This window comes from Luteimonas sp. Soil_N_1 (assembly GCF_057656255.1).
Genome location: NZ_JBDGKS010000001.1, coordinates 1821122 through 1832789, shown reverse-complemented (window position 1 = coordinate 1832789; position 11668 = coordinate 1821122). Strand labels below are relative to the sequence as shown.

The window sequence follows — 11668 nt, the reverse complement described above, 5'->3', positions numbered from 1 at the left end:
GATGCTCAGCGTGCCGGGAGATAGGTCAGCGGATCCACAGGCTTGCCGTTGTAGCGGATCTCGAAGTGCAGCATGTCGCGTGCGGCGCCGGTGCGCCCCAGTTCGGCGATCTGCTGGCCGGCGCGGACGCGCTCGCCCTCGTTGACCTTGCGGGTGCGGTTGTGGCCGTAGGCGGTCAGCCACTGCTCGTCGTGCTTGACGATGATCAGCTCGCCATAGCCCACCAGACCGGCGCCCGAGTACACCACGACGCCCTCCGCAGCCGCATTGACCGGCTGGCCGGCGGTGCCGGCGATATCGACACCCTGCTTGGTCGGGTCGTTGGCGACATAGCGGCCGACGATCTGACCGGCCGTTGGCCACTGCCAACGGAACGGACTGCTCGCAGGCGCGGCGGCGACGGGTTGCGGCGCCGACTGCGTGGGCCGTGCCGAGGACGGGCGCTGCGCTGTCGAAGAGGACGCGGGACGCGCCGGCGGCGCGCTGCCACTGCCGGGGTACAGGCGCAGGCGCTGCCCGGGGTAGATCGTGTACGGCGCGCGGATGTTGTTCCAGGTCGCCAGATCGAGCGCGCTGATGCCGTTATTGGTCGCAATGCGATACACGGTGTCACCGCGCTGCACGGTTGCGGTCTCACCGGGCTTCGGTGTCGAGGTCGCGCGCGCGGATCCGCCTTCGCGGATCACCGTACTGGTGCCACAGGCCGTCAGCAGGCCCACCGCCAGCACCACTCCGAGCTTCCTCATCCACGCATCTCCCACCAGATCAGTCCAATGGCCACCAGGCCCACCATCAACCAGCCGAGCCACTCGATATACCGCTTAAGCATCGGTTCGAACTTCGGGCCACCCCAGGCCATCAGGCCCGCGACGAGAAAGAAGCGTGCACCGCGTCCGAGCAACGAGCCGACGATGAACGGTAGCAGGCCCACCCCGAGCGAACCCGACGCGATCGTGAACACCTTGTACGGAATCGGCGTGAATGCCGCGATGAACACGAACAGCAAGCCGTGTTCGAGGAACAGCGCCTGGATATTCTCGAACGCCGGTTGCCAGCCCATGCGCACGATCCATGGCCAGGCCAGATCCAGCGCGAAGTGGCCGATGACATACCCCAGCAGACCACCGACAACTGACCCAAGCGTGCACAGCAGCGCGAACCGCCACCAGGCCCTGGGCTTGGCCAGCGACATCGGCGCGAGCATGACGTCGGGCGGAATCGGAAAGACCACTGACTCGGCAGCGCTCATCAGAGTGAGGTAACGCGGCGCATGACGGTGGCGGGCCCACGCGAGCGTGGTGTCGTACATCCTTGCAAACAGCTGCATCAGTCCACGTATCCAGACAACAAAGGTACAAACGCGACGGCGGCGACATCCTGCTGTTCGATCTGCCCATCGGCGTGCCTGCGCAGCACCAGCAGACGTTGCGAACCCGGTGCGCCGACCGGTGCGACCAGCGTGCCGCCCGGGGCGAGCTGCTCGGTCAATGCTTCGACCAGCGCAGGGCCGGCAGCGGTGACGATGATGCCGTCGAAGGGGCCGTTCTCCGGCCAGCCGATGCGGCCGTCGTCGTGCTTGCTGCGCACGTTGAGGCCCAGCGAGCGGAAACGCTTGCGCGCGATGCGCAGCAGTTCGCCGATGCGCTCGACGGTGTGCACTTCGATGCCGAGCGCGGCGAGGATCGTCGCCTGGTAACCGGAACCGGTGCCGACTTCGAGCACCCTGCCCGGCATGCCGTTCGCGAGCAGCGCTTCGGTCATGCGCGCGACCACCCACGGCTGCGAAATCGTCTGCCCGTGACCGATCGGCAGCGCGGTGTCTTCGTAGGCGCGCGTCGCCAGCGCCTCATCGACGAACAGATGCCGCGGCACGGTGCGGATCGCGTTGAGCACGCGTTCGTCGCTGATGCCACCACCGGGATGCGCGCCATCGCGCAGACGTTCGATCAGGCGGTCACGCACGCGTTGCGAGGTCATCCCGACGCCGACCGCTTCGGGCTGCAGGCGCATCCGCGCCGTCACGCCTGGGTCGCCTTGAGGTCCGCTTCGAGTCCACCGACCCAACTGGCGACGTGCTCGAGCGCCTGGTAGCGCGTGAGGTCGACATGGATCGGCGTGATCGCGATGTGCTGCGTGCGCACGGCGTGGAAATCGGTGCCGGGGCCGGCGTCCTGTTCGGGACCTGCAGCGCCGATCCACCACCAGGTGCGGCCACGCGGATCATCGATCGACGTGCACGGCTCGGCGCGATGGCGGTTGCCCAGACGCGTGACCTCGAAACCGGCGAGTTCGTCCCACGGCACGTCCGGCACGTTGACGTTGAGAATCGTGTCGGCGGGCAGCGGGTCAGCCTTCAGGCGCGCGACGATCTCGACCGCGGCGCGCGCGGCAGTCTCGTAATGCTTGCCATCGTGGTTGCGCGTGACCAGCGACATCGCCACTGCGGGAAGACCGAGAAAGCGGCCTTCCATCGCGGCGGCGACGGTGCCGGAATAGATCACGTCGTCGCCGAGATTCGCGGTGTTGTTGATGCCCGAGACCACGATGTCCGGCTCGAGTTCGAGCAGGCCGGTGATCGCGACATGCACGCAGTCCGTCGGCGTGCCGTGCACGCGCCAGGTGCAGGCATCGACCTGCACGGTGCGCAGCGGCATGTCGAGCGTGAGCGAGTTGCTCGCGCCGGAACGGTCGCGATCGGGTGCGACGACCAGCACTTCATGGCCGGCATCGCGCAGACCCTGGGCAAGAATCCGGATTCCCGGAGCGTCGACGCCGTCATCGTTGCTGACCAGTACGCGCATGGATCGTTCTAGAGGCCCCGAGCCGTCGGACAAGATCGCCATGATACCGGATGCATCTCCCCTGCCCCATTCCGGATGGAACCGGAGACTGCAGGCGGACGCGCGCGCCGCTACGCTATCGACATGCAACGAGGACGCCACCGCCCGGATCCACCTGCACCGCCGTCCGATGACGACGACGATGCCGCGCTGTTCCGCAATGCGATCGGCCCGGTCCGCGAGCTGCCGGCCGCCCAATTACCGCCGCAGGCGCCGAAACCGCGCCCGTCGACGCGCATGGCCGAACGCGACGATGCCGAAGCACGCAGCGAATTCAGGCAACTGCTGGACGGCCCGTTGTTGGGCGGCGGCGACACGATGCAGTACCGCCGCGACGAGATCTCACCGCGCGTGCTGAAGCGGCTCGGCCGCGGCGAATACGCTGCGCAGGAAGAACTCGACCTGCACCACAGCGATGCGAACCAGGCGACTGCTTTATTGCGTCTGTTCCTGCGCGATGCGATCGACGCCGGCGTGGGCTGCGTGCGCGTGATCCACGGCAAGGGCCTGAACTCGTCGCCCGATGCGCCGATCCTCAAGAACCTCGTCGATCGCCTGTTACGGCAACGTGCCGACGTACTCGCCTTCCACAGTGCACCCGGCGGTCAGGGCGGCGCCGGCGCGGTGCTGGTGTTGCTGCGGCCGCGGCAGCGCTGAGCGCGTCACGCGTGGTCCCACGCGACATGTCCCGTCTGAAAGTCGCCGCGATTGCGCTGGGCGTCGTCGCCTGGCTGATTCCGGCACTCGCCCAGATGTGGATGTGGCTGCGGTACTCGTCCGGCACGCCGTCGCTGGGCCTGCTGTGGATGGTCACGACGTTCGGCTCGCTGCTGCCTGCGTCGGTGCTGTCGATCGTGGGCGCCTGGCTGTGGTGCCGCGCTACTCGCGTGGAAGGCGCGCGCCCGCGCGCGCGACGTCTCGGCTTTGCGGGGATCGCGACGCCCGCCTGCATCGCGGCGCTGCTCGTGGTCTACGTCGCCGCGAGCATCATGATCGGACGCATGAAGGATCAAGCTGCTGTGTGACCGCAGGCGCGCCGCGTCGATGGCGCGCGATGCGGAGACAGGTGACCGCCCGGAGAGCCCACAACGAAAACGGCCGCCGCTGCATGTGCAGCGACGGCCGACGGGTCTTGCAGCTCGCGCGCGCGACTCAGTGCTTCACGCGCGTCCGCTTGGCACCTTCGGCACGCGGCACGACCTTGCGCGTGGCCTTGCGCTCGACCTTCTGACCGGGCGGCGGCGGAAGCGGACGCTCCAGCGCCAGATCCAGCACCTCGTCGATGTACTTCACCGGCACGATCTTCATGCCGTCGGTGACGTTCTTCGGGATGTCGGACAGATCCTTGCGGTTCTCCTCGGGAATGATCACGGTCTTGATGCCACCGCGCAGCGCAGCCAGCAGCTTCTCCTTGAGTCCACCGATCGCGGTGACGCGACCACGCAAGGTGATCTCGCCGGTCATCGCCACGTCCGCGCGGACCGGAATCTTCGTCAGCAGCGACACCAGCGTCGTCGCCATCGCAATACCGGCACTCGGACCATCCTTCGGCGTCGCACCATCGGGCACGTGCACGTGGATGTCGTGCTTCTGCAGCACTTCGAGCTCCACGCCCAGGCGCTCGGCGCGCGAACGCACGACCGACATCGCCGCGGACGCGGATTCCTTCATCACATCACCCAGCTGACCGGTGAGGATCAGCTGGCCCTTGCCCGGCACCTGCGTTGCTTCGATCTGCAGCAGATCGCCGCCGACTTCCGTCCACGCCAGACCGGTGACCAGACCGACCTCGTTGTCCTGCTCGGCGCGACCGAAATCGAAACGCTGCACGCCGAGGTACCTGTCGAGATTCTTCTCGGTGACCTTGACCGTCTTGATGCCCTTCGCCTTGCCCTTGCCCGTGGCGACAGGGCCGGCCAGCGCGATTTCCTTGACCACCTTGCGGCAGATCTTGGCGATCTCGCGCTCGAGGTTGCGCACGCCCGATTCGCGCGTGTAGTAGCGCACGATGTCGCGCACCGCACCTTCGGACACGGCGAGTTCCTCGACCTTGAGCCCGTTCGCCTTCAGCTGCTTGGGCAGCAGGTAACGCGTGGCGATGTTGAGCTTCTCTTCCTCGGTGTAACCCGGGATCCGGATCACTTCCATGCGGTCGAGCAACGGGCCGGGGATGTTGAGCGAGTTCGACGTCGCGACAAACATCACTTCCGACAGGTCGAGATCGACCTCGAGGTAATGATCGTTGAAGGTGTGGTTCTGCTCGGGATCGAGCACTTCCAGCAGCGCCGATGCCGGATCGCCGCGGAAGTCCATCGACATCTTGTCGATCTCGTCGAGCAGGAACAGCGGGTTCTTGGTGCCGACCTTGTTCATGCTCTGCACGATGCGGCCCGGCATCGAACCGACATAGGTACGACGATGCCCGCGGATCTCGGCCTCGTCACGCACACCGCCCAGCGCCATGCGGGTGAACTTGCGGTTCGTCGCTTTCGCGATCGACTGGCCGAGCGAGGTCTTGCCCACGCCGGGCGGGCCGACGAGGCACAGGATCGCGCCCTTCATCTGCTTCACGCGCGTCTGCACCGCGAGGTACTCGAGGATGCGTTCCTTGACCTTCTCCAGGCCGTAGTGATCGGCGTCGAGCACGTCCTGCGCGGACTTCAGATCCTTGCGCACCTTGCTGCGCTTCTTCCACGGCACGCCCAGCAGCCAGTCGAGATAGTTGCGCACGACCGACGCTTCGGCCGACATCGGCGGCATCTGCTTGAGCTTGTTGAACTCGGCCTTGGCCTTGGTCTCGACCGCCTTCGGCATGCCGGCCTCGGAGATCTTGCGCGCGATCTCGTCGATGTCGCTCGGCGCATCGTCGATCTCGCCCAGCTCCTTCTGGATCGCCTTCATCTGTTCGTTGAGGTAGTACTCGCGCTGCGACTTCTCCATCTGCGACTTCACGCGGCCGCGGATGCGCTTCTCCATCTGCTGCACGTCGATCTCGCCATCGACGAAACCGACCAGCAGTTCCAGACGGTCGGCGGTATCGGTCGCTTCGAGCAACCGCTGCTTGTCGGCCAGGCGCACGCCCAGGTGCGCGGCGACGGTGTCAGCCAGACGCGCGGGCTCGTCGATGCCGGCCAGTGTCTGCAGCAACTCGGGCGGCAGCTTGCGGTTCGTCTTGACGTACTGCTCGAACAGGCTCATCAGCGAACGCGCGATGGCCTCGACCTCGCGCGGCTCACGCGACTCCACGGGCGGCACCGCCATGCCCGTACCGGCCAGCGCGCCCTCGTTCTCGCGGATGTCGCGCAGGTTGACCCGCTCGGTGCCCTCGACCAGCACCTTGATCGTGCCGTCGGGCAGCTTCAGCAACTGCAGCACCGTGGCCAGGGTGCCGATGCTATAGAGATCCTCGGCGCCCGGGTCGTCGATGTCAGCGGACTTCTGGGCCACCAGCAGGATGCGCTTGTCGGCTTCCATGGCGATGTCGAGCGCGCGGATCGACTTGTCGCGGCCGACGAACAGCGGGATGACCATGTGCGGAAACACGACGACATCGCGCAACGGCAGGACCGGCAGTTCGTGGGTTTCGGGGGTGCTGCGTGGGGGCATCGTCGTTCCTCGGTCTGGCGCCGTCCGGCGGGACGGTCTCGGCGGCGCTACCGCCACCCTGCACCCGTTTATGGGGCGCGGCAGACCGGGATGCAAGCGCGCGTTCCACCCCATATGCAAAAGCGCCGCAGGCTCAGGGAGCCTGCGGCGCTTGGTTGACCGTTTGCACGACGCGCGAACTGCGAATGATGCGTCACCCGGAACATTTCGTTCCGGTCGCGGACTCAGTCGCCGGACGCGGCCTTCTGCTCGGCCGGGGGTGTTTCGTAGATCAGGTACGGCTCGGACTTGTGCTCGATGACCGACTCGTCGACGACAACCTTGCTGACATTCTCCAGCGACGGCAGGTCGTACATCGTGTCGAGCAGCACCGATTCGACGATCGTCCGCAGACCGCGGGCACCGGTCTTGCGCTTGATCGCCTTCTTGGCGATCGCCGAGAGCGCGTCCTGACGGAACTCCAGTTCCACGCCTTCCATCTCGAACAGCTTCTTGAACTGCTTGCTGATAGCGTTCTTGGGCTCGGTGAGGATCTGGATCAGTGCGGCTTCGTCCAGCTCCTCGAGCGTCGCCACGACCGGCAGGCGGCCGACGAACTCGGGGATCAGGCCGAACTTGATCAGATCTTCCGGCTCGACCTCCGCCAGCACCTTGCCCACTTCCGCCTTGCGCTCGGAGCTCTTGAGCTTGGCGCCGAAGCCGATACCGCTGGCGTCGGTGCTGCGCGCCTGGATCACCTTGTCGAGGCCCGCGAACGCGCCGCCGACGATGAACAGAATGTTCTTGGTGTCGACCTGCAGGAATTCCTGCTGCGGGTGCTTGCGACCGCCCTGCGGCGGCACGCTTGCGACCGTGCCTTCGATGAGCTTGAGCAGCGCCTGCTGCACGCCTTCGCCGGACACGTCGCGCGTGATCGACGGGTTCTCGCTCTTGCGCGAGATCTTGTCGATCTCGTCGATGTAGACGATGCCCTGCTGCGCCTTCTCGGCGTCGTAGTCGCACTTCTGCAGCAGCTTCTGGATGATGTTCTCGACGTCCTCACCGACATAGCCGGCTTCGGTCAGCGTCGTGGCGTCGGCCATCGTGAACGGCACGTTGAGCAGACGCGCCAGCGTTTCGGCCAGCAGCGTCTTGCCCGAACCGGTCGGGCCGATCAGCAGGATGTTGGACTTCGCGAGCTCAACTTCGTCGTTCTTGCTGCGGCTCTCGATGCGCTTGTAGTGGTTGTAGACCGCCACCGCCAACGTCTTCTTGGCCCGTCGCTGGCCGATGACGTACTGGTCGAGCACTTCGAGGATCTCGCGCGGCTTGGGCAGCGAGCTGCGCGCCGACTGCGCCTTCTCTTCGAGTTCCTCGCGAATGATGTCGTTGCAGAGCTCGACGCACTCATCGCAGATGAACACGCTGGGACCCGCAATCAGCTTGCGCACCTCATGCTGGCTCTTTCCGCAGAAAGAACAGTAGAGGATCTTGTTGCTGTCGCCGGAACGACCCTGACGGTCTTCGCTCATGCCTTCGCCAAATCTGTGTTGCGGTTACGTTTCGAGAATAGCACAGCGACCAGCGCCTCCACGCGGAGTGCGCCGGGCGACAGATGCGTGTTGAATCAATCGCTTAGCCGGTATCAGGCAGGCGTGATGGTGTCTTCGGGACGACGCTCGAGCACCTGGTCGACCAGGCCGTAGTCGCGCGCAGCCTGCGCACTCTTGAAGTTATCGCGCTCGGTGTCGTGCGTGATCGTCTCGAGCGGCTGGCCGGTATGGTGGGCCATGATTTCGTTCAGACGCTGCTTCATCGACAGGATTTCCCGGGCGTGGATATCGATATCCGTCGCCTGGCCCTGGAAGCCGCCGAGCGGCTGGTGGATCATCACGCGCGAATTCGGCAGCGCATAACGCTTGCCCGCGGCGCCCGCCGACAGCAGCAGCGCGCCCATGCTGGCCGCCTGGCCGATGCAGATCGTGCTGACGTCCGGCTTGATGAACTGCATGGTGTCGTAGATCGCCATGCCCGCCGTAACGATGCCGCCGGGCGAGTTGATGTACAGGTTGATGTCCTTCTCGGGGTTTTCCGCCTCGAGGAACAGCAACTGGGCGACGATCACGTTCGCCATGTGGTCGTCGATGCCGCCGACCAGGAAGATCACGCGTTCCTTCAACAGGCGCGAATAGATGTCGTACGCGCGCTCGCCGCGGCTGGTCTGCTCGACCACCATCGGCACCAGGTTGAGGGCTTTCGTCTCGATGCTCATCAATCAATTTCCGTCGGAGGAGCGTCCGGCCCACATGGACCGGACGGAGTGCGCGTGGTTCAGCCCTGCGGGCCGATCGCGTCCTGGAAGCTCAACGACTGCTCCGTGTGCTTGGCGCGCTCGGCGATCCAGTCGATCACCTGCTCTTCCATCACACGGTTCTGCAGACCCGACATCAGCTGGGGGTCGTTGCGGTACATCTCAATGACCTGCTGCGGCTCTTCGTAGGTCGAGGCGATCAGGCGCATCGTTTCGTTCACGCGCTTGGGGTCGAGCTTGAGCTGGTTGCGACGGGCAACTTCGCCCACCAGCAGGCCGACGAGGACGCGCTTGCGCGCCGGCTCGAGGAACTCGTTGTGCGCGTCGGCGGCGACGTTCGGGTTCTGGCCGTTGCGACGGGCCTGCTCGACGGTCTGGCGCAGCAGCGACTGCGCCTCGGACTCGACCAGCTTGGGCGGCAGTTCGACGTGCGCGAACGCCGCGACCAGCTGCTCACCGACTTCGCGACGCAGACGGTTCATCAGCGCACCCTTGAGCTCACGCTCCAGGTTGCTGCGGATCTCGGCGCGGAACTGGGTCATCTCGCCGCTCTTGACACCGAAGCTGCGGATAAACGCCTGGTCGACTTCCGGAAGCTGCTGTTCGGAGACCTGCTCGACCTTGACGTGCACGGTCGCCTGCTTGCCGGCCAGCTGCGGCACGCGCCAGTCGGCGGGGAAGCTCACCTCGACCGCCTTCTCGTCGCCCTTGGCCAGGCCGACCAGCGCGTCTTCGATCTCCGGGTACATCGCGCCCGAGCCGAGCACGGTGACGCCACGCTCGGCGCCTTCGGCCGGCAGGCGGTCGTCGCCGATCTGCGACCAGGTCTCGACATCGACCGCGTCACCCTGCTGGGCGCCACGCGTGACCGCGCTCCAGCTGCGACGCTGCAGGCGCAGGTTCTCGATCATGCGGTCGATGTCGTCCTCGGCCACTTCGGCCGTGTGACGCACGACTTCCAGCTTCTCGAGCTCTATGTCGCCGAAGTCCGGCACGATCTCGAAGGTCGCGGTGAAGGCCAGTTCGCCCTCGCCCGCCTCGCCTTCCGGCGCGATGCGCGGGGCGCCGGCGATCTTCAGCTCGTTCTCGCGCACGGCCTGGTCGAAGCCCTCGCGCAGCAGACGGTCGAGCTCTTCGGCCCGGACCTGCTCGCCGAAGCGCTGCTCGACGACCTTGGCCGGCACCTTGCCGGGACGGAAACCCTTGAGACGGGTGGTCCGCGCGATTTCGCGCAGACGGCCACCGACCTGGGTCTCCAGGCGTTCGGACGGCACGCGGAACGTCATCTTGCGTTCCAGGCTACCCAGCGATTCGACCGAAACTTGCATATCCACTCCTGCGCTTGCGGACGGTGCCGCATGTCATCTGACTATTGGGAATTCGTTCTGTGCTCTGCCGGCCGCCTGCCTGGTGAGGCAGACGACGGAACGGACTAGTTTGGCTGATTCAGGCCCTCGCCGCCACCGCTTCGCCGAGCGGGCGCCACCGCCTCGCCAAAGGCCCGTGACGCAGACTGCGCAGATCAGGCGACGGAGGGGAGCGGCGGTGGGCAATGCGCCGTCCCAGGTGACCGCCGACGGACGCTGGTCCACTGGAAGAACAGACACCGCCCGCCATTGCGCGGTCACGACTGCCTCCCCCTGTCGCATCGCGCCAGGCGACTCCAGCCCGGAAAGCAGCCGGACCGGACCGGACCGGAGCGGATGGTGGTGCGTCGCGCGCGCCCGGGGCCGGGTGCGTTTGCCGGGAACGACCATCCAAAGAAAAGGCGCCCGCAGGCGCCTTTTCCGGAAACAGCTGTGAGCAGGCTCAGCGCTGCTGGAGCTTCGACAGCAGACGCAGAAACTCGATGTACAGCCACACCAGCGTGACCATCAGGCCGAACGCGCCGTACCACTCCATGTACTTCGGTGCGCCCTGCTCGACGCCGGTTTCGATGAAATCGAAATCCAGCACAAGGTTCAGCGCAGCGATGACGATCACGAACAGGCTGAAACCGATACCCACCAGACCCGATTCGTGGATCAGCGGGATCGAGACACCGAAGAAGCCCAGCGCGATGGTCGCCAGATACACCAGCGCGATGCCGCCCGTAGCCGCGACGACGCCGAGCTTGAAGTTCTCGGTGGCCTTGATCAGACCGCTGCGATAGGCGAACAGCAGCGCGAACAGCGTGCCGAAGGTCAGCATCACCGCCTGCAGCACGATGCCGTCGTACATGAAGTTGTACATCGCCGAAATCGCGCCGAGGAAGAAGCCTTCCACCAGGGCATAGGCAGGTGCAGTGACCGGCGCCCACTCTTTCTTGAACACCGTGATCATGGCCAGGATGAAGCCGCCGATCAGGCCGCCCCACATGTACATGCCGAAGCCCGGCTGCGGACGGCCGTCGACGCCGAACTCGACCTGCGACCACGCAAAGGCTGCGGTGAGCACTGTCAGCAACAGCAGGAAGCCGGTCTTGTTGACGGTGCCGTTGAGGGTCATCGCCTCGCTGTCGCGCGAGACGACACTGCCGCTGGCGAGATCGAGGAAGGTGGATTCCTTCAGTGCGGGATTGCCGCTGCGCATGAGTTTCGCCCCTGTCTGTCCATGGATTCTGATTGGAAGGGAGGATACACGTGCATCCGTATGCTGCACTGCATTGACAGCGCGCGCGGCGGTCGTACAATTGCGCCCTTCGTACGGTCCTGGCCGTGTCGGGGTCAGGTTCGACCGCTTGTTCCGGCGGGGTATAGCGCAGTCTGGTAGCGCGCCTGCTTTGGGAGCAGGATGTCGGGGGTTCGAATCCCTCTACCCCGACCATCGGGTACCAGCCGCGTTTATCATTCGACGCACTGGCGCCCGTAGCTCAACCGGATAGAGCACCAGCCTTCTAAGCTGGGGGTTACAGGTTCGATTCCTGTCGGGCGCGCCATCGCCGGCGGTACGA

Annotated in this window: 11 protein-coding genes and 2 tRNA genes; 4 read left to right on the top strand and 9 right to left on the bottom strand. The window is 65.7% G+C overall.

The genetic code is table 11. The features are described from left to right. Positions 1-5: 5 nt before the first annotated feature. From AC3A4E_RS08505 to surE, 4 genes are read right to left on the bottom strand one after another with little or no spacing between them, the layout of a single operon-like run. Positions 6-746, bottom strand: coding sequence for a peptidoglycan DD-metalloendopeptidase family protein (locus tag AC3A4E_RS08505; RefSeq protein ID WP_487631057.1), 741 nt, complete (start codon positions 744-746; stop codon positions 6-8). Next, a complete protein-coding gene (locus tag AC3A4E_RS08500) occupies positions 743-1309 on the bottom strand; it encodes a YqaA family protein (RefSeq protein ID WP_487631056.1) in 567 nt (188 codons plus the stop codon). Before AC3A4E_RS08500 ends, AC3A4E_RS08505 begins: the two co-directional genes overlap by 4 nt. A gap of 17 nt (positions 1310-1326) precedes the next feature. Continuing rightward, positions 1327-2022, bottom strand: a complete 696-nt coding sequence (locus AC3A4E_RS08495) for a protein-L-isoaspartate(D-aspartate) O-methyltransferase (RefSeq protein WP_487631055.1) — start codon at positions 2020-2022, stop codon at positions 1327-1329. Next, a complete protein-coding gene (surE, locus tag AC3A4E_RS08490; protein ID WP_310234967.1) occupies positions 2019-2801 on the bottom strand; it encodes a 5'/3'-nucleotidase SurE in 783 nt (260 codons plus the stop codon). The genes AC3A4E_RS08495 and surE overlap by 4 nt, the downstream gene beginning before the upstream one ends. A gap of 123 nt (positions 2802-2924) precedes the next feature. Between surE and AC3A4E_RS08485 the strand changes: the two genes are divergently transcribed. Further along, complete coding sequence (locus AC3A4E_RS08485) at positions 2925-3497, top strand: Smr/MutS family protein (RefSeq protein ID WP_487631054.1); 573 nt, start codon at positions 2925-2927, stop codon at positions 3495-3497. A gap of 26 nt (positions 3498-3523) precedes the next feature. After that, the gene (locus AC3A4E_RS08480) at positions 3524-3865 is read left to right on the top strand and encodes a hypothetical protein (protein ID WP_487631053.1); all 342 of its coding nucleotides are present in this window, start codon (positions 3524-3526) and stop codon (positions 3863-3865) included. Positions 3866-3992: 127 nt separating this feature from the next. On the opposite strand, the gene lon is transcribed toward AC3A4E_RS08480, so the two are convergent. From lon to AC3A4E_RS08455, 5 genes are all read right to left on the bottom strand, one after another. After that, positions 3993-6446: an endopeptidase La gene (gene lon / locus AC3A4E_RS08475; protein WP_487631052.1), complete on the bottom strand. Its 2454-nt coding sequence runs from the start codon at positions 6444-6446 to the stop codon at positions 3993-3995. A gap of 224 nt (positions 6447-6670) precedes the next feature. Further along, on the bottom strand, positions 6671-7957 hold the full coding sequence (gene clpX, locus AC3A4E_RS08470; protein WP_487631051.1) for an ATP-dependent Clp protease ATP-binding subunit ClpX: 1287 nt from the start codon (positions 7955-7957) through the stop codon (positions 6671-6673). 113 nt (positions 7958-8070) lie between these two features. Further along, positions 8071-8697, bottom strand: a complete 627-nt coding sequence (gene clpP, locus AC3A4E_RS08465; protein ID WP_487631050.1) for an ATP-dependent Clp endopeptidase proteolytic subunit ClpP — start codon at positions 8695-8697, stop codon at positions 8071-8073. 59 nt (positions 8698-8756) lie between these two features. Beyond that, complete coding sequence (gene tig, locus AC3A4E_RS08460; RefSeq protein WP_487631049.1) at positions 8757-10064, bottom strand: trigger factor; 1308 nt, start codon at positions 10062-10064, stop codon at positions 8757-8759. A 481-nt stretch (positions 10065-10545) separates the two neighbouring features. Then, positions 10546-11307: a Bax inhibitor-1/YccA family protein gene (locus tag AC3A4E_RS08455; RefSeq protein ID WP_487631048.1), complete on the bottom strand. Its 762-nt coding sequence runs from the start codon at positions 11305-11307 to the stop codon at positions 10546-10548. A 157-nt stretch (positions 11308-11464) separates the two neighbouring features. On the opposite strand from AC3A4E_RS08455, the gene AC3A4E_RS08450 reads away from it, so the two are divergent. Together AC3A4E_RS08450 and AC3A4E_RS08445 are read left to right on the top strand one after the other, a co-directional pair. Then, a tRNA-Pro gene (locus tag AC3A4E_RS08450) sits at positions 11465-11541 on the top strand. 35 nt (positions 11542-11576) lie between these two features. Beyond that, positions 11577-11653 (top strand) — tRNA-Arg (locus tag AC3A4E_RS08445). Positions 11654-11668 lie beyond the last annotated feature (15 nt).

What these genes read in the sequence shown, in the direction of transcription:
- AC3A4E_RS08505 (WP_487631057.1), bottom strand. Translation starts at nt 746, where the DNA reads ATGAGGAAGCTCGGAGTGGTGCTGGCGGTGGGCCTGCTGACGGCCTGT.
- AC3A4E_RS08500 (WP_487631056.1), bottom strand. Translation starts at nt 1,309, where the DNA reads ATGTACGACACCACGCTCGCGTGGGCCCGCCACCGTCATGCGCCGCGT.
- surE (WP_310234967.1), bottom strand. Translation starts at nt 2,801, where the DNA reads ATGCGCGTACTGGTCAGCAACGATGACGGCGTCGACGCTCCGGGAATC.
- AC3A4E_RS08485 (WP_487631054.1), top strand. Translation starts at nt 2,925, where the DNA reads ATGCAACGAGGACGCCACCGCCCGGATCCACCTGCACCGCCGTCCGAT.
- AC3A4E_RS08480 (WP_487631053.1), top strand. Translation starts at nt 3,524, where the DNA reads ATGTCCCGTCTGAAAGTCGCCGCGATTGCGCTGGGCGTCGTCGCCTGG.
- lon (WP_487631052.1), bottom strand. Translation starts at nt 6,446, where the DNA reads ATGCCCCCACGCAGCACCCCCGAAACCCACGAACTGCCGGTCCTGCCG.
- clpX (WP_487631051.1), bottom strand. Translation starts at nt 7,957, where the DNA reads ATGAGCGAAGACCGTCAGGGTCGTTCCGGCGACAGCAACAAGATCCTC.
- clpP (WP_487631050.1), bottom strand. Translation starts at nt 8,697, where the DNA reads ATGAGCATCGAGACGAAAGCCCTCAACCTGGTGCCGATGGTGGTCGAG.
- tig (WP_487631049.1), bottom strand. Translation starts at nt 10,064, where the DNA reads ATGCAAGTTTCGGTCGAATCGCTGGGTAGCCTGGAACGCAAGATGACG.
- AC3A4E_RS08455 (WP_487631048.1), bottom strand. Translation starts at nt 11,307, where the DNA reads ATGCGCAGCGGCAATCCCGCACTGAAGGAATCCACCTTCCTCGATCTC.